This window comes from Citrobacter sp. Marseille-Q3906 (genome assembly GCF_916618775.1).
Lineage (GTDB): Bacteria > Pseudomonadota > Gammaproteobacteria > Enterobacterales > Enterobacteriaceae > Citrobacter > Citrobacter murliniae.
Map to the genome: position 1 here is coordinate 1456724 of NZ_CAKAKA010000002.1, position 20585 is coordinate 1477308.

At 54.9% G+C, this 20585-nt stretch carries 3 protein-coding genes; 2 read left to right on the plus strand and 1 reads right to left on the minus strand.

Going from position 1 to position 20585, the window contains the following annotated elements; genetic code table 11:
• Nucleotides 1-102 precede the first annotated feature (102 nt).
• Nucleotides 103-267, minus strand: a complete 165-nt coding sequence (locus tag LG384_RS11245; protein ID WP_223306990.1) for a YnfU family zinc-binding protein — start codon at nt 265-267, stop codon at nt 103-105.
• Between the two features lie 851 nt (nt 268-1118).
• On the opposite strand from LG384_RS11245, the gene LG384_RS11250 reads away from it, so the two are divergent.
• Together LG384_RS11250 and LG384_RS11255 are read left to right on the plus strand one after the other, a co-directional pair.
• Nucleotides 1119-2402 carry a TolC family outer membrane protein gene (locus tag LG384_RS11250; RefSeq protein WP_045449606.1) on the plus strand — a complete coding sequence of 428 codons (1284 nt, stop codon included), beginning with the start codon at nt 1119-1121 and terminating at the stop codon, nt 2400-2402.
• Nucleotides 2403-2525: 123 nt separating this feature from the next.
• A complete protein-coding gene (locus LG384_RS11255) occupies nt 2526-20585 on the plus strand; it encodes an Ig-like domain-containing protein (RefSeq protein ID WP_225760908.1) in 18060 nt (6019 codons plus the stop codon).

The window sequence follows — 20585 nt, forward strand, 5'->3', positions numbered from 1 at the left end:
AGAAACGTTCTCTCAGGATGGGCGTAAGGCATCAGGGATTTAACAGCTGCTGGTGTATGTCTAAGTATAGAACATCGGGTTTGTGTTACCCGGTATCTGGAACTAGCGTTTGGGGACAAACAGAGCTTTACATCCAGGACAAAGCATTGCCTGTTTTAGACGGATTTTGGAGACAGGCTGAGATGATTTTAAGCCGCAAACAGGGCAGGTGATAGTGGTCGTCGATGCACCACTGAAGAACTTCATTGCGTAATCGATAAAGGACATGATGATTAACCTCTCAATGAATGTGTGTCACTCTACCACATCCGATTAAAATTTAATCTGTTTATTTCCCCATATGCACGTCATCATGCGTCATCATGGTTCGACAATACCTCCAGTTTTTCATCCATAAAAACGTCCATACGTTGTGAGCATAGCGTTGCGGTTAGAAACACAGTAGATGCGGGTTCATATCAATTCCAGATCAATGCAATCCAGTTACAAAAGCTATTCGTGGCGCATCAGCAAAAAAACACCTTGTTAATGTCCTACACCCTCATAAAGGATTATTGACCTTTTTGGGGGTGAAAATTCTTAATTTTGTTTCATTGTGCTGTTGGTTTTTTTGTCTGCTGGTGTGATTTGATGGAGATTGCTATTCTGAATAAAAATCATTCAAAAATATTTGTCAATAAATACCACAGGTCTTGGTTAAAACTGACTTTTTTTGAAAATCTTTGAGTAAGTTCACAATGAAATTAACGCAAAAATATGCAACTGTCATGAGAGAGGAATCTCATATATAACAAAGGCTTTTTCTAGGGGTGTAAAAAACAACCTTTCGATTTTTTATAAAGATTGCACAATATTCTCTATTTTGTTAACGCTGTATTAACATTGTGGGTGTAGTTAGGGATCACAGTTTTTGTTATGCTCCAAATTAATTGATTTTATTGGCGAAGCTCCTATTTCACAGTTTCTTGATTAATCAATCCGTTATGGAAAAAGAAAATTCATTCCTTAATTGATTCGTAGTAAAAACGAATTCTGGAGGAGAGTCGATAAATAAGGAGGCTTATGTGTGGGCTTTTGTACCCTTAAGGCACAACATATTTTATTTTTTATTTGCAGGCATGATCGTATGTGGTACTGCGAGAGCCTATAACGGTACACCGAACACAGCCCGAGTTGCGTATGTGACACTGAAGGAAAGTATTCTTTTCGCTTTTGACCGTGACCCATCAATAAGTCAGCAGGCCGCTCAAATGGGAATTGGTCAGGCGCAAATTGACGAAGCACGAAGTGGTTGGATGCCGCAAATATCACTTAATGGCAATACAGGGCATAGCCAGACAACAGACTCAAGCGGCTCACTACAAAACTCAGCAACATGGGGGCTAAGTCTGACACAGCTTGTCTATGATTTTGGCAAAACGAACAGCGCAATCAGTCAGTCTGAAGCACAACGAGATAGTTACCGGTACCAGCTTATGGCCACATTATCTAGTGTCGCTGAGAAAACGTCTCTCAGTTACGTTGAGGTCAGACGCTATACCGAATTGACACAAGCAGCGAAAGAAAATATTACTGCGCTTAAAAATGTTCAGCACATGGCACGATTGCGCGCAGATGCTGGTCTGAGTTCTACGTCTGATGAGCTTCAGACGCAAGCGCGTGTCGCGGGAATGCAGGCAACGTTTGAACAATACAATGCAGCGCTGAGTAGCGCGCGGGCAAGACTTGCTGTGTTAAGCGGTATTGATGCAGAGCAGTTGCAACCAGTACCTGATGAATTAGTCGTTCAAGAGGATTCTCTTGATAATATTGATTATTCATTAATTCCATCTGTACTCGCCGCAAGGACAATGGAAAGGTCTGCTCAGTATGCCGTTGAAAAAGCAAAATCACAGCACTGGCCGACTCTAAGCCTTAAAGGTGGGCGTACGCGTTATGAATCGGATAACCGAAGCTATTGGGACGATCATGTTCAGCTAAATATTGATGCCCCTATTTATCAGGGTGGCTCGGTTTCAGCGAGAGTTCTCCAGGCTGGAGGGGCACGAAAAATGGCAATGTCGCAAGTCGATCAAGCGCGATTTGATGTACTACAAAAAGCGTCAGTTGCTATGGCGGACTGGTCCGGAGCACACGGCAGAATAAATGCCGGAAATATACAATTGCAGAGCGCTCTGCGTGCTCGCGAGGTTTATAAAAATGAATATACTCTTAGCAAAAGAAGTATTAATGACTTACTAAGTGTTGAACAAGATGTCTGGCAAGCAACGCTATCAAAAATAACGGCTGAATATGATAGTTGGAGTGCCGCAATTAATTATGCTACAGCCCTGGATAATTTATTACCTGCTATAGGTGTTGAAAAAAATGCTGCGGCGAAATTACCTGATCTAAGTTATTAACGAAAATAAAACGCTGTAAAATTGCTTAAAAAAACTGAAGACAATGGGAGTCATTCCCAGAGATTGCTACATCTGAATATTGGCAATGAGTAAAAGATGGTGGCGCCTGCAAGGAGAAAAAATATGAGTTCAGTAAAAATTGTTGATGTCATTATCCGAAAGACGGCTGAAAAAACAGTTCTGACAGGTGAAGGGAACCTCTCTGTTTCTGTCTCTGCACCCTGCGTTATCGAGGTCCATGGTTCTGCACAGGATGTGGCACGCTACGTGCGACAGGGTAAGGATCTCTTGCTTTACATGAAAGATGGTAGCGTGATCCGCTGCAACAATTATTTCATGGACGATCCTGAAGGTAAAAACCATTCAGAGTTGGTCTTTAACGATGAGGATCAACTTACCCATATATCGTTTGCTGAGACCGGAGAAGCGTCTGGGCTTGCGACCACTGAACTGACTTCTCATGCGACAACAATATCCAGTATCGAACCTTTTCTCGAGCAAGGTAGTGTCCTGAGCGATGCGCCGTGGGGCTGGATTGCGGGTGCAGCATTAGGCGGCGGCGCGATTGGCGCATTGCTGGCACATGGTGGTGATGGCAAAACCAAAATCATTGATAACACCAAAGAAGTTGAGAGCGCAACGCCGACCTTTTTGGTAACGGACAAAGTGGGTGACAAGCAGGGTGTGCTGAGTGCAAAAGAGGTCACTGATGATAATACCCCAACCTTCAGCGGTACCGGACAACCTGGTGCGACCATTCAGATCAAAGATAGCAGCGGCAGCACCATTGCCAGCGCCATGGTCGGTAAAGACGGGGCCTGGACGGTAAAACTTCCGACGCAGACGGACGGAGAACACACCTGGTCCGTCGTGCAGATCGACGGCAGTAAAACCACGGCTGCAGGCAGCATTACCGTGATCGTCTCAACGGCAGACGCGACCGTTACGCTCGCCACCACCGCAGACGATAATGTGATTAACGCCAGCGAGCAGTCCGCTGGCTTTACCCTCTCCGGTGCGAGCAAAAATCTCGTGCAGGGAACGGTGCTCACCGTCACGCTGAACGATAAAACCTATACTGCAGAAGTGGGCGAAAACGGCGCATGGAGCGTGAAGGTGCCCGCTGCAGACGCACAGGCGCTGGGTGACGGTACCTGGACGGTCAACGTCAGCGGCAAAGATGTGGCGGGTAATACCGTAAGCGGTAGCCAGACGATTGGCGTGGATACCGTGGCACCGACATTATCGATCGATGCGATTTCCCAGGACAACATCGTCAATGCTGCAGAGCACAACCTGACCCTGACCCTGACCGGTAAAACGAACACGGAAGCGGGCCAGATTTTAACCGTGACGCTGAACGGCAAAAACCACACGGCCACGGTAGGCAGTGACGGCACCTGGTCCGTTACGCTTCCTGCCAGCGAAGTACAAGAGCTGGCTGACGGCAACCATTCGTTGACCGTGAACGTCAGTGACAAGGCGGGTAACGGCTCTTCAACCACCGTCGATTTCACCGTTGATACCGCAGCACCCGTAGTCACGATCGATACCGTAGCGGGTGACGATACTCTCAATACCAGCGAGCAGGGCCAGGCGCAAATTATCTCCGGCAAGGCGAGCGGCGCGGCAGCGGGCGACGTGGTCACGGTTACCCTTGGTGGCCAGAGTTTTACCGGTGTGGTACAGGCCGATGGCAGCTGGAGCGTTGGTGTGCCTGCCTCCGTCATCGGCGCAATGGGTGAGGGGCGCCACAGCATTTCTGTCTCTGTTACCGATGCCTCGGGCAATACCGGCAACGCGACGCACGGCGTGACGCTGAGCGGCAATCCGCCAGAATTCACCATTGATGTCATCAGCCAGGACAATGTTCTGAATGCACAGGAGGCAATGCAGCCGCTGAGCCTGAGCGGAACCAGCAATCTGCCAAACGGCGGCGCCATCACCGTGACGCTGAACAACGTCAACTATCAGGCCACCGTTGAAAACGGCATCTGGAGTGTCCTGGTGCCGGTTTCCGACGTGCTGAATCTGGCAAATACCCTCTACACCGTCAGTGTGAGCGGCACGGACAGCGTGGGTAATAGCGGTTCTGCAGACGCTAATCTGCTGGTCGATACGGTGCTACCACAGGTGATTATCAATACCTTTGCGGGCGACAACCTTGTCAACAACGCCGAAGTGGCTGTGGATCAAACCCTAAGTGGGCGCGTCACCGACGCGGCGGCGGGCGATACTGTTTCCATCTCTGTTGGCGGCAAGAGTTATACCGCCACGGTGGGTAATAATCTGACCTGGAGCGTGACGATCCCGTCAGCGGATCTCAAGGCGTTTGGCGACGGCGATTTGACCTTCAGCGCTTCGGTCACTAATGCGCACGGCAACACCGGCAGCGGCGAACGTGATATCAACGTCAACGCCGAGCTGCCTGGTCTGCGCGTGAACATGATTTCTGGCGATGATGTGATCAACGCCATCGAACAGCAGCAGGATCTGACCGTCATCGGTTCCAGTAGCCATCTGGCCGCAGGCACGCAGATTACCGTCACCATCAACAACGTTGACTACACCGCCGTGGTGAACGCCAGCGGTAGCTGGCAAATTGGTGTTCCTGCGTCCGACCTTCAGGCATGGACGGCAGGGGATATTACGGTCAACGTCAGCGCGCAGGACACGTGGGGCAATACCGTTTCTGCTGAGCACCCTATCGAACTGGATCTGAACGCCGTAGCGGTGACCATTGATACCATTAGCAGCGATGACATGCTGAACACGGCCGAAAAAAGGGCTGAAGTCACGCTGTCAGGTCAGACGCAGGGCGTGGAAGCCGGTCAGACCGTGGTGGTTAAATTTGCCGACCAAATCTTTACCGCGCAGGTGCAGCAGGATGGTTCCTGGAGCCTGACCGTTCCAGCGAGTGCAATGGAACCCCTGATCGACGGACGTGCGCAGGTGAGCGTCAGTGTCACCAATGTGAACGGCAATAGCGCAGAAGCCTCGCGCATCGTCACCGTCGATACGTTGCCACCTACTATCACGTTGGACAACCTGACGTCCGATAACATCATCAATGCGGCGGAAGCGCAGCAGGATCTGGTGGTCAGCGGCACCAGTAATGCCCAGGCGGGGCAGACTGTCACCGTGACGCTGAACGGTAAATCTTACCAGACCACAGTCCAGACGGGCGGAACCTGGACCCTCAACGTACCGGCTGCCGACGTAGGCGCGCTGGTAGATGGCACTGTGACGGTAAGGGCTACTGTGAACGACGTGGCGGGCAACAGCAGTAGCGCAGATCGCGTGGGGCTGGTGGATGCCACCGTACCGCAGGTGACGATCAACGATTTTGTCACCGATACCAATACCGTGAACCAAATCGCCCATTCTCAGGCGCAGATCCTCAGCGGCTCCGTCACCGGCGCGGCAGTGGGTGATTTGGTCACCATCACCATCAATAACGTCGACTACACGACTGTGGTAGATGCTGTGGGCAACTGGAGTCTCGGCCTGCCAGCGTCAGTTGTTCAGGGGCTGGCCGACGGTACTATGACGATTAACGTCTCCGTAACTGACCAGTCCGGCAACACTGGCAGCAATTCGCTGGACGTTGTCGTTAACACCGTGACGCCGCAAATCGGCATCAATATCCTGGCGGCGGATGATGTGATCAATGCCACCGAGAAGGGCGAAGATCTGCTGCTCTCGGGTACCAGCAACCAGCCGGAAGGCACCCCCCTCACTGTTAATCTCAACGGCATCAACTATACCGCCATCACAGACGCTAGCGGTAACTGGAGCGTTAGTGTACCTGCGTCTGCGGTGAGCGCGCTGGGCGAAGTGAACTACACCGTGACTGCCAGCGTCACCGACAGCGTCGGCAACAGTGCCTCTACCACCCACAACGTGCTGGTGGACAGCTCGCTGCCGGTAGTGACCATCAACACCCTCGCGGCCGATAACATCGTTAACGCCTCGGAAGTGACGGCAGGGCAAACCCTGACTGGTAAGGTGAGCAATGCGGCGGCGGGCGATACCGTTACGATTATCCTCGGCGGCCAGACGTACACCGTTACCGTGCAGGACGATCTCACTTGGAGCATGCTGTTAACCGAGAGCCAGTTAAGCGCGCTCGGTAACGGCGAGCTGACCGTATCGGCAAGCGTAACCAACGCACACGGCAATACCGGTTCTTCTTCCCTGGACTTCACCATTGACGCCCAACTGCCGGGTCTGCGTATTGATACCGTCGCCGGTGATGACGTGATCAACGTGATTGAACACGCGCAGAATCTGATTGTGTCCGGTACTAGCACCGATTTGGCGGCGGGCAGCACCGTCACCGTGACCATCAACAGTAAAGTTTATTCGGCAACGGTACTGGCAGATGGCACCTGGCAGGCGGCGGTTCCGGCGGCGGACGTGTCCCTGTGGGCGGACGGTTCGCTCACCATCAGCGCCAGTGCGCAAGATACCTCCGGCAACCCGGTGAACATCGGCACCGTTGTGGATGTGGATCTTGCCCCGGTGGCCATCAGCATCAACAGCATGACCGATGACAACGTGCTGAATGCCGCAGAAAAAGGTCAGGATCTGGTGTTAAGCGGCACCTCATCGAACGTCGAAGCGGGCCAGAAAGTGACGGTCATTTTCGGCGGCAAGAGCTACACCACAACTGTCGACGTCGATGGTAACTGGAGCTATACCGTTCCAGCGGCTAATTTAAATAGCCTGAAAGATGGCGACGCCAGCGTGCAGGTCAGCGTGACCAACGTGAATGGCAATTCGGCCTCTTCCGCGCAGGAATACAGCGTCGATACCACCGCGCCGACGGTGACCATCAACACCATTAGCAGCGACAATATGCTAAATGCGACTGAAGCGGCGCTGGAACTGACCCTGAGTGGTACCTCAAGCGCCGAAGCCGGTCAGACGGTCACTGTGACCTTCAATGGCAATCAGTACACCGCGCAGGTTCAGGCAGACGGTACCTGGACGCTGAACGTTCCGGCAGCCGACATAGCAGGTATCACCGACGGCAATGCGGCGGTAACGGCGACCGTTTCCGATAAAGCGGGCAACCCGGCGAGCGCGGGTTCATCCGTGCTGGTCGATGTCACTGTGCCAAATATCAGCTTCAACATCGTGGCGAGCGACGACATCATTAATATCGCCGAGCACGGCCAGGCGCTGATCGTCTCCGGAAACGTGAGCGGTGCGCAGGCGGGTGACGTCATCACCGTAACCCTGAACGGCAAAGATTACTCTGCAATGCTCGGTGATTCCGGTAACTGGAGCATTGGTGTGCCAGCCTCTGACGTTGGCGCGCTGGTGAACAGTGACTACACCCTGAGCGCTTCCATCACGGATAAAGCCGGTAACAGCACCACTGCAACGCATGATATTGACGTCTCTCTGACCACGCCAGTTATTACTATCAATACCCTGGCGGGCGATGATGTCATCAACGCCACCGAGAAGGGCGAAGATCTGCTGCTCTCCGGCACCAGTAATCAGCCGGATGGCACCACTATCACTGTGACCCTGAATGGCATCAACTATATCGCCACCACCGATGCCAGCGGTAACTGGAGCGTTGTCGTTCCTGCAGCGAACGTCTCTGCGCTGGGTGAAGCAAACTACTCCGTCACGGCCAGCGTGACCGATACCGCAGGTAACAGCACGAATACCAGCCATGGCGTACTGGTGGACAGCGCGATCCCGGTGGTAACCATCAACGCTATCGCTACCGACGACGTGATCAACGCGGCAGAAGTGGTCACGGGGCAGGCTCTGAGTGGTAAAGTCAGCGGTGCGGCGAGCGGTGATGTTGTCACGATTAACATTGGTGGTTATACGTACACGGCGACGGTTCAGGATGACCTGAGCTGGTTGGTAAATGTTCCATTGAGCGTCTTAACGGCTATCGGTAACGGCTTGCTGACAGTATCAGCAAGCGTGACTAACGGCCACGGCAATACCGGCTCTGGCGAGCGTGACATCGCCATTGATGCCAATTTACCTGGCCTGCGCGTTGATACCGTGGCGGGCGACGATGTGATCAACAGCATCGAACATGCGCAGAACCTAATCGTCACCGGCTCCAGTGAGGGCCTTGCAGCAGGCTCCGCGCTGACGGTAACCGTGAACGGCAAAACCTACGCCGCTACGGTGCTGGCTGACGGCACCTGGAGTGCAGCAATTCCGGCGGCAGATGTTAGCGCACTGGCGGCGGGTACCGTGTCGGTCACTGTTGAAGGCGAGAGCGCGGCGGGTAACCCTGTATCCATCACTCACAACGTAACGGTCGATCTGGCGACGGTCGCCATCAGCATCGATGCCATTGCCACGGACGACGTGATTAACGCAGTGGAAAAAGGTGCGGAGCTGGTGCTGTCTGGCTCAACGACCAACGTGGAGCAGAACCAGACCGTCTATATCACCTTTGGCGGCAAATCTTACACTGCAAGTGTAGATGCCAGCGGTAACTGGACGGCAACCGTACCGACGGCAGATTTGGGCAGCCTGAAAGACGGTGATGCCAGCGTGCAGGTAAGCGTGACCAACGTGAACGGCAACAACGCTTCCGCCGGTCGTGAGTACAGTGTGGATGCGACCGCGCCGACGGTGTCTATCGAGATCGTTAGCGATAACAACATCATCAATGCGACAGAAGCGCAGGTCGATCTGGTCGTGAGCGGCGTGACCAACGCCGAATCCGGGCAGGCCGTGACCGTGATCCTGAACGGCCAGAATTACACCACCACCGTACAGGCAAACGGTAGCTGGAGCGTGACCGTACCTTCTGCGGATCTCGGCACGATTGTTGACGGCGACTACACTATCACCGCGGCGGTTTCCGATAAAGCGGGCAACCAGGCCTCGGCGGATCGCGATGTGCTGGTCGATACCACAGTGCCGAAACTGACCATCAATACCGTTTCTGACGACGACGTGATCAACAGCGCTGAACATGCGCAGGCGCTGATTGTCACCGGTTCCGTGACAGGCGCGGCAGCGGGCGATGTGGTGACCGTCACCATCAACAATAAAAATTACACCGCGACCCTGGATACTTCGGGCAACTGGATCGTGGGGGTGCCTGCGGCAGACGTCAATGCGTTGACTGCCGGAGATTACATCATCAGAGCGGCGCTGACCGATAAAGCCGGTAACAGCAACAGCGCCACGCACGACGTGGAAGTGAACCTAACCGCCCCGGTGCTGACCATTGACGTAATTTCCGGTGACGATGTCATCAACAGCACCGAAAAAACGCAGGATCTGACCCTCTCGGGCACGGCTTCCGGTCTAGCGGCAGGTGCGGTCGTCACCGTGACGCTCAACGGTATAGCCTACATCGCCACCGTCGATACCAACGGAAAGTGGACTACCACTGTTCCGGCGGACCAGGTGGGAGCGCTGGGTGAAGCCTTATACACCGTCACCGCGTCGGCAACGGATAGCGTAGGCAACAGCACCAGCACGTCACACACTGTGAACGTGGAGTCCGTATTACCTGGCGTGACCATCGACACTGTTGCGGGCGACGATGTGATCAACGCCGCCGAACTGGCGAACGGCCAGACCATCAGCGGTAAAGTGGTGAATGCCGAAGCGGGCAACACTGTGACCGTGACGATTGGCGGCAACACCTATACCACGGCGGTACAGGACGATCTGAGCTGGTCCATTAACGTCCCGGAATCCGCATTGACGGCGCTGGGTAACGGTGAACTGACTGTAACCGCCAGCGTGACCAACGGCGTCGGCAACAGCAGTACAGGTGAGCGCGATATCACCATCGACGCGAACCTGCCGGGGCTGCGTGTAGACACCGTAGCAGGCGATGACGTGATCAACAGCATCGAGCATGCACAGAATCTGATTATCACCGGCTCCAGCAATGGCCTGAGCGCAGGTACAGCGCTAACCGTGACCGTCAACGGCAAAACCTACCCGGCAACCGTGCTGGCGGATGGCACCTGGAGCGCGGCGATCCCGTTAGCGGACGTGAGTGCCTTAGCTGCGGGAACTATCACCGTGACCGTTGAAGGCCAGAGCATCGCCGGTAACCCGGTTTCTATCGACCACAACGTGATGGTGGATCTGGCGACCGTTGCCATCAGCATTGATGCTATCGCGACTGACGACGTCATTAACGCCGCCGAGAAGGGCGCGGATCTGGTCCTTTCGGGGACCACCTCCAACGTGGAAGAGAACCAGACCGTCAACATCATCTTCGGCGGTAAGAGCTACACCGCGACCGTGGATGCAGATGGAAAATGGGCGGCGACTGTGTCATCTACTGACCTGGCTGGCATGAAAGATGGCGACGCCAGCGTGCAGGTGAGCGTCACCAACGTCAACGGCAACAGCGCGACTGCGGGACGCGAGTACAGCGTGGATGCCACCGCGCCGTCCGTGACCATCAGCACTGTTGCGGCTGACGATATTCTGAATGCAACGGAAGCCCAGTCGGATCTCACCATTTCCGGCACCAGTACGGCTGAAGCAGGCCAAACGGTAACCGTGAGTATGAACGGTAAAGACTACACCGCGACCGTCAACGCAAACGGCACCTGGACTCTGGATGTTCCGGCGGCTGACCTGACAGGATTAACCGACGGCAGCATGGCCATTACCGCATCGGTAAGCGACAAAGTGGGTAATCCGGCGTCCGTCGACCACAACCTGACGATAGATGTGACCGTTCCTACGGTGACCATCAATACCGTAGCAGGCGATGACATCATTAACGTGGCTGAGCATTCTCAGGCACAGATTGTCAGCGGCTCAGCGACCGGCGCGGCTGCGGGAGATAAAGTTACCGTCACTATCGGCGGCCAGACCTGGACCACCGTACTGGATGCAACCGGTAACTGGAGCGTGGGCGTTCCGGCAAACGTGATTTCCGGCCTCAGTGATGGCAGCGTAACCATAAACGTCAGCGTGACGGATGCGGCGGGCAACACCGGCAACGGCACGCACAATGTGACCGTTGATAGCGGCCTGCCGTCGGTCAATTTCAACGCTATTAGCGACGACAACGTGCTGAATGCGTTGGAAAAAGGCCAGGATTTGAGCGTGAACGGTACAAGCGTTAACCTGGCCGAAGGCACCACCGTCACCGTCACGCTTAACGGCAAACAGTATACAGCAGCCACTGCGGTAGACGGCAGCTGGAGCCTGACGGTTCCGGCAGCCGATCTGGCGGACCTGGGCGAAGCGAACTACACCCTGAATGCAACGGCGATCAACGCCGTGGGCAACGGTGTGAGCAATACTGCAAACCTGCTGGTCGATACCGCGCTGCCAACCGTCACCATCAACACGGTTGCAGATGATAACGTCATTAACGCGGCGGAAGTCGCGGCAGGCCAAACCCTGAGCGGTACCGTGGCCCATGCGGAAGCGGGCAACACCGTTACTATAACCCTCGGCGGCAACACGTATACCGCAACGGTGCAGAACGATCTGAGCTGGTCAGTGAACGTGTCGTATGATGTGCTGACGGCGCTGGGTAACGGTAGATTGAGCATTTCGGCAACCGTGACCAACGGTCACGGTAACACCGGCTCCGGCGAGCGTGATGTTACCATCGACGCCAACCTCCCGGGTCTGCGTGTTGATACCGTTGCGGGCGATGATGTGGTCAACAGTATTGAACACAATCAGAACCTGATCGTGACAGGTTCCAGCGATGGAATAGCGTCAGGTACGATGCTGACGGTTAGAGTAAACGGCAAAGATTATGCGGCAACGGTGCTGGCAGATGGTACCTGGAGCGCGGCTGTTTCGCAGGCGGACGTGAGCGCATGGCCGGAAGGCACCGTGAAGATCAGCGTTACTGGCGACAGTACGGCGGGCAACCCGGTGACTATCAGCCATGACGTCACCGTCGATCTGGCAGCCGTTGCTGTTAGCATCGACGCCATTGCCACCGACGACGTGATCAATGCCGCTGAAAAAGGTGTCGATCTGGTGCTTTCCGGCGCGACAACCAACGTCGAAGCCAACCAGCTCGTCACGCTTAGCATGGGTGGCAAAATCTATACTGTGAAGGTGGGTGCCGACGGCACCTGGACGGCGACCATCCCATCGGCAGACCTGGTGGGACTGAAAGACGGCGACGCCAGCGTGCAAGTGAGCGTGACCAACGTGAACGGTAACAGCGCATCGGCGGGCCGAGAGTACAGCGTGGATGCGACCGCACCTTCCGTGACTATCAATACCCTTGCGGCTGACGATATTCTGAATGCAACGGAAGCGCAGTCTGACCTGACGGTTTCCGGTACCAGCACCGCAGAAGCGGGGCAGACGGTGATAGTGAGCCTGAACGGCAAAGATTACACCACGACCGTCGGCATCAATGGTAGCTGGACATTGAACGTCCCATCTGCGGATTTGGTAACACTCGGTGACGGCAGCGTCATCGTGACCGCTAGCGTGAGCGACAAAGCGGGTAACCCGGCATCCGTAGACCACAATCTGACGGTGGATATGACCGTTCCGATTGTGAGCATTAACACCATTGCGGGTGATGATGTGATTAACGTGACTGAGCACGCTCAGGCGCAGATCGTCAGCGGCTCCGCCACTGGCGCGGCGGCAGGCGACAAAGTCACCGTCAATATTGGCGGACAGACTTACACCACCGTGCTGGACGCGGCGGGTAACTGGAGCGTGGGCGTTCCAGCGAGCGTGATTTCCGCGCTGCAGAACGGTACCGTGACGGTCAACGCCAGCGTAACCGATGCTGCGGGCAATACCGGCTCTGGCACCCATACCGTCACCGTTGATACCGGGCTGCCGTCAGTTGTCTTCGACACCCTCAGCGGCGATAACGTGCTGAACGCGGTGGAGAAAGGCCAGGATCTGAGCGTGAGCGGCACCAGTGCCAACCTGGCGGAAGGCACCCTGGTCACAGTGACCCTGAACGGTAAACAATACACGGCGACAACCGCTGCAAGCGGAAGCTGGAGCCTGACGGTTCCGGCGGCGGATCTGACCGCTCTGGGTGAAGCAAATTACACTCTGAGCGCGACGGCGACTAGCGCCGTGGGTAACAGCGTCAGCAACACCGCGAACCTGCAGGTGGACACTGGCCTGCCAACCGTCACCATCAATACCATCGCGGTTGACAACGTCATCAATGCCTCCGAAGTGGCTGCAGGCCAGACTATTAGCGGTAAAGTTGCCAACGCAGAGGCGGGCAGTATCGTAACGGTTTCTATCGGCGGGAATGATTATATCTCAACGGTTCAGAGCGATCTGAGCTGGTCAGTGAACGTGTCGTATGATGTGCTGACGGCGCTGGGCAACGGCAGTTTGAGCATATCGGCAACCGTGACCAACGGTCACGGTAACACCGGCTCCGGCGAGCGTGATGTTACCATCGACGCCAACCTCCCGGGTCTGCGTGTTGATACCGTTGCGGGCGATGATGTGGTCAACAGTATTGAACACAATCAGAACCTGATCGTGACAGGCTCCAGCGACGGTCTGATCCCAGGCACCGCGCTGACCGTAACGATCAATGGCAAAACCTACGCAACATCCGTGCTGGCAGACGGTACATGGAGTGCGGCAATCCCGGCGGCAGACGTGGGTGCTCTGGCAGCAGGCACGGTGACCGTCACAGTAGAAGGCCAGAGCACCGCGGGCAACCCGGTGACTATCAGCCATGATGTCACCGTCGATCTGGCAGCCGTAGCTGTTAGCATCAACACCATCGCCACCGACGACGTGATCAATGCCGCTGAAAAAGGTATCGATCTGGTGCTTTCCGGCAGCACGTCCAATGTGGAAGAAAACCAGACCGTGACCATCACCTTTAGCGGCAAGTCTTACACCGTGAAAGTCGATGCCGACGGCAACTGGACTGCAACCGTGCCCTCCGCTGATCTCACCGGACTGAAAGACGGCGACGCCAGTGTGCAGGTGAGCGTCACCAACGTGAATGGCAACAGCGCCTCTGCGGGACGCGAGTACAGCGTGGATGCGACGGTGCCAACCGTGTCAATTGATACGGTGGCAGGCGACAACGTGATTAACAGCGCGGAAGCCTCTGCGGGGGTAGCGATCTCCGGCACCACCACGGCAGAAGTAGGGCAGACGGTGACCGTGACGCTTGGCGGTAAGAGTTACACCGCGCAGGTTCTGCAGGGCGGCGTCTGGCGCGTTAACGTGCCAGCGGCAGACCTGACAACCATGGCGGACAACGGCTACACCGTACAAGTGAGCGTGAGCGATGCGGCGGGTAACACCGGCAGTGCGGATAAAACGATTACGCTCGACACTACGCCGCCAACCGTCAGCTTTAACATCGTGGCTGGTGATGACGTGATTAACAGTCTGGAGCATACCCAGGCGCAAATTGTCAGCGGGACAGCAACCGGCGCGAACGTCGGCGATAAGCTGGTCATCACCATTGGCTCAAACCAGTACACCACCACCGTTGATGCCAGCGGTAACTGGAGTGTGGGCGTACCGGCCAGCGTGATTTCTGCCCTGACTGACGGCACCGTAACCATCAGCGCAACTATCACCGACAGCGCGGGTAACAGCAACACCCAGACGCACAATGTAGTGGTGAATACCGCCCCCGTGGCGCTGACCGTCAACACCCTCAGCGGTGATGACGTGATCAACGCGGCGGAAGCGGGCAATACGCTGACGATCAACGGTTCCAGCACGCAGTTTGCCAGCGGCACGCAGGTGACTGTGATCCTGAATGGGAAGAGCTACACGGCCATCATTCAGAACGACGGCTCCTGGAGTACAACGGTACCGGCTGTAGACGTGGGCGCACTGGGCGATGGCGCGAGCTATCAAGTCTCTGTTTCGGCGCGGGACAGCGCAGGCAACAGTGCTTCGGCGACACATAACATCAGCGTGGAAACCACTGCGCCAGTTGTCAGCATTGCCACGATTTCCAGTGATGATGTTCTGAATGCGGCTGAGGTGCAGCAGCCGCTGACCGTGCACGGTTCTACCAGCGCAGAAGCGGGCCAGACGGTGACCGTGACGCTGGGTGGTAAAACTTACACTACGGTGGTGAGGAGTGATGGCACATGGACGCTGGATGTTCCGGCGGCAGACCTGGCAGTTCTCAGTGAAGGCACCCTGACAGTCACTGCGTCAGTGAACGACAAAGTCGGTAACAACGGCCAGGCCACGCATACCCTGACGGCTGATACCGTGGCACCAACCGTCACCATCAGCACTGTGGCAGATGACGATATCGTCAACAACGCTGAGCAGTTGGCGGGCCAGACCATAAGTGGTAGTACCACGGCGGAACAGGGCCAGATGGTGACGGTCTCCTTCAACGGCCACAGCTATCAGGCGACCGTGGCGGCGGACGGTTCGTGGTCGGTCTTCGTGCCGGGCCATAATTTCCTCGGCCTGACCGATGGGGATTACACCCTCACCGCGACGGTGAGCGATAAGGCGGGCAACCCGGGCAGCGCCACGCACGAAGTGACGTTGAGCGGTGACGTACCGACGATTACGATTAACACCTTTGCTGAAGATGACATCGTCAGCGCGGCGGAGCACGGCACGCCTCTGGTCGTCAGCGGTGCCACCGACGCACCTGCGGGTCAGACGGTGACCATTACGCTCAACGGTAAAACCTACACCGCAACTGTGCAGAATGACGGTAGTTGGACCTACACCGTCGCCAGCGCGGACGTGACCGCGCTGGCAGACGGCGGTTCATATGTGATTAACGCTCAGGTGAGCAATACCATTGGTAACAGCGCCAGCGCCGACCACACCGTGACAGTTGATTTGACCGCACCATCAATGGTGATCGGTATTGATTCGCTGCAAAATGACACCGGCCTGAGCGCGAGTGATTTCATCACTAACGACAGTAAGGTCATCGTTAACGGCTCACTGACCGCACAACTTGGTAATAACGAGAAAGCACAGATCAGTCTTGATGAAGGTGGGACTTGGATTGATCTGACCGTCACTGGCTTGCAATGGCGCTACACCGACGGCCGCGCCCTGACAGACGGAACGTACCAATATCAGGTTCGTGTGATCGACAATGCGGGTAACGTCGGCGCAACGGACAGCCGGGACGTGGTGATTGACCTGACCGCACCGGCGACCACGACCATTACTGTGGATTCCGTTACCCAGGATACCGGACTGTCTGGCAACGACTTTATTACCAGCGACAACCAGATCAGCCTGAAAGGAACGCTCGGGGCGGCGCTGGGCAATGGCGATCACGCGCAGATTAGCCTGGATGGCGGTCGCACATGGACTGACGTCAGCGTCAGCGGTCTGAGCTGGACGTATGTCGATGGCCGTACGCTGGCCGATGGTGATTGCAACTATCAACTGCGAATTATTGATAACGCAGGTAATGTCAGCGCCAACACCAGCCAGGTGGTGACTATTGATACCGTCGCACCAGACACCAGAAAAACCATCACCATTGATAGCATCAGCGATGATAGCGGGCTGAGCAGCAGCGACTTCATTACCAACGATACCTCGCTGACGCTGCACGGTTCGCTGGGAGCAACACTGGCCGCTGATGAATACGTTCAGATCAGTATTGACGGCGGCGATACCTGGCAGAACGTAATTGTGACTGGCAACAACAGTTGGCACTACGTTGATGGGCGCACGCTGCAAAACACCACCTACGATTATTATGTGAGGGTAGTGGATGTTGCCGGAAACATCGGTGCTTCCGCGCATCAACAGGTGACCGTTGATACGGTCGCTCCTGACGCGGCTATCACAGTAACAGTGGATAACATTACTGTTGATACTGGGTTCGATAATAATGATTTCCTGACCAGCTCAACGTCGTACACTCTGCACGGTACGCTGGGTGTGAAACCTGGCACAAATGAGTATGTCCAAGTGAGAGTTGATGGTGGGACTACATGGGCCTACGCCACGGTGAATGGGACGAGCTGGAGCTATACCGATACCCGCACGCTCACCGATGGCGAGCATCGCTATCAGGTTCGCGTGGTAGATCAGGCCGGTAACGTAGGGGCGACGACCTCTCAGGTGGTCACTGTCGATACCCAGGCACCGCAGAATGGCATCACTATTGACAGCATTAGCGAAGATACCGGGCAGTCCAGCAGCGACTTCATCACCATTGACACCAAGCTGACCATTAACGGCTCGCTGGGCAGCGGGCTGGAAAGCGATGAGCGCGTGCAAATAAGCCTTGATGGCGGCAATGCTTGGATTGACACAGCCGTGACTAACCAGCGCTGGAGCTACACTGATACCCGTGATCTGGCTGACGGTGATTACACCTACCAGGTGCGGATCGTCGACCAGGCAGGTAACGTCGGCTCTACCTCTTCGCAGGTGGTGACGGTCGATACCACGACGCCAGTCACGGTCGGTAGGGTCGTCAGCTACACCGACGGAGAAGGCGAACGCCAGGGCAGTTTTGGCGCATCGGTGGCAACAGATGACAGTTCCCCTGTGATTAACGGGACACTTAACCGTGCGCCGGACAATGGCGAGATTGTGCAGTTGTATCGTGATAGTGTGCTGCTGGGATTGGTAACGATGAGCGATGCCGCCAGTTGGTATTTCCAGGATAGTGGTTTGAATGATGGTAATCACACCTATATGTTGCGTGTGACCGATCTGGCGGGTAACCACACCGATTCAGATGATTTTGTGCTGAAAGTAGATACTCGCATCCCTACCACCACCGTGAGCATTACCGCCCAGACTACGACAGACACTACCCCCATTCTGAGTGGTTTGCTATCGGCGAAACTGACTAACAGTGAGTATCTCGTTATCAACGTGAACGGTAAAACCTACACCTCTGATTCAGGCGGTGCGGTAGTGGTCGATCCGGATAATAACACTTGGTATTTGCAGATCCCGGACGGCGATGCGCTGAGCGTGAAGAATTATGATGTCACAGCAGTAGTGAAAAGTAGCGCCGGCAACGGTAATACCGTTGATTTGACCACCGGCAGCCTGGTCGTGGGTAATGAAGCATCATTGACACCAGCCTGGTCATTTACCGCCGCGAATGATTCCTATTCTTCCAGCTATATGCTGGATTCGGATGGGCTGTGGACGATTATCGCAAATCAGCAATTCGCATCGGCGGACGCCAGCAGCCGTAACTCTTACACCGTTTCAGGTAATTTTTCTATGACGGGGAATTACACCACGGGTACTTATGCGGATATCAACCGCGACGGGCTGGCAGACGTGCTTGCTGAAGGGACAAGCTGGGACTACATGGCGCAGTTAATCAATAATGGTGACGGTACTTATACCACTACTGTGTTGACTAATACTTCTGTCATACATACTGCGGTGTGGTATGGCGCGGTGGTTGCCATTGATATTCAGGGTGATGGTTACACCGATTTCGTCATTGGTGATGCTGGGGGACCTGATTCCAGCACCTTCATGCTCAATAACAACGGTACGCTGACCGGTAGTTCTAAGTCCGGGACATACACCAACTTTGTATCAGGTTCGACGGTAGGTAGGTACAACAGCCTGATTGAGGCGTCCGGTGTGGATTTGAATAACGACGGAAAAGTGGATATTGCCCAGCATACGACCAACGGGAATAACTCCTATGCGCTGTCGACCATGTTTAACCAAGGCAATGGTTCTTTTACATGGGGGCAAAACTTTACCAATACCATGTACAGCGGCATTAGCGCTGGCGCGGCTTCCAGTGCGGTAAGTATGACGTGGGCCGACTTTAATGGCGATGGTTACATGGACCTGTATATCAGCATGTCCCGTACCTCCAGCGGAACCAGTCAGGGCGGCGTGTTAATGCTGAACGATGGTAGCGGTAACCTTCTTGCAGGCACTGCGGTTGGAACAGCGACCACGGATAAGTTTGTGGGTAACGTCAGCGTGGCGGTGGACTGGAACCTCGACGGTAACATGGACATCATCAAACTGGCGAATAGCGGGCAGTCTTATCTTTACACCAATGATGGACTGGCGGGTACAGCAAGTTTTACAGCTTCAAAATTCAGTACCGCTACGTCAACTCAGGTATCCGGAGCTGCTCTGCTTGATTACGACTGGGATGGTGCACAGGATCTGCTGATTTTCCGTCAAAACGGTACTGTTTTACTGGAGCGTAATACCAATACGGTTGCGCCTGGAACAGCATTGCATTTGAAGATTGTCGACAGCGAAGGAATTAACGCCTTCTTTGGCAACACTGTCCAGCTATACAACTCGGCAAATCAGTTGGTCGCCAGCGAAATCATCAATGCCCAGTCAGGGATCGGCATAAACGATTCCTCGTCACTCATCAGTTTTTACGGTTTGGACCCCAGTGAAACTTACCGTGCGGTGCTGGTTCGTGCCATTAACGGTGTTTCAAGTAATGCAACCTGGGATGGACTGACAGCAGGAGACGGTAAAGAGAGTTATTCCCTGACGGCTGATGCTGCCACAGGCGGACACCACGGAACCCTGACAGGTACCGGATACAACGATACCTTTATAGCTGAGGCGGGGAATTATACCTACAACGGTTCTGGTGGTTGGACGACAACCTCTGAACACGACACGTGGAGCAGTACAGGCGGCGTGGATGTCGTAGATTATCGCCATGCTGCTTCCGGTGTAACCGTCGATCTGGGGCGCTCTACGGCTCAGAGTACCGGGTTCGATACCGCGACGTTGGTTAATATTGAAGGGATTAATGGTTCCAACTACAACGACGTTATTACTGGCAATAGCGGTGATAACCAGTTCGAAGGGCGCGGCGGTAATGACACCTTCAATATCGGCAGCGGCGGTCACGATACGTTGCTTTATAAGCTGATCAACGCTTTGGATGCCACGGGTGGCAACGGCAGCGATGTGGTAAACGGCTTTACTGTCGGTACCTGGGAGGGGACGGCAGATACTGACCGTATTGACCTGCGCGATCTGCTTTCTGATAGCGGCTATACCGGCACGGGATCGGCGAGCTATGTGAATGGCGTGGCGACGTTGGACAGTGGGGTGAACAATCTCACTGACTATATCCAGGTGGTACAAATTGGGAGCAACACTCAGATTCAGATCGACAGAGATGGAACGGGTAGCCAGTTCGACTCGACCATCGTCGTGACGCTTAATGGTGTGCAAACCGATTTGGCCACGTTGCTGGCAAATCATCAATTGTTATTAGCGTAA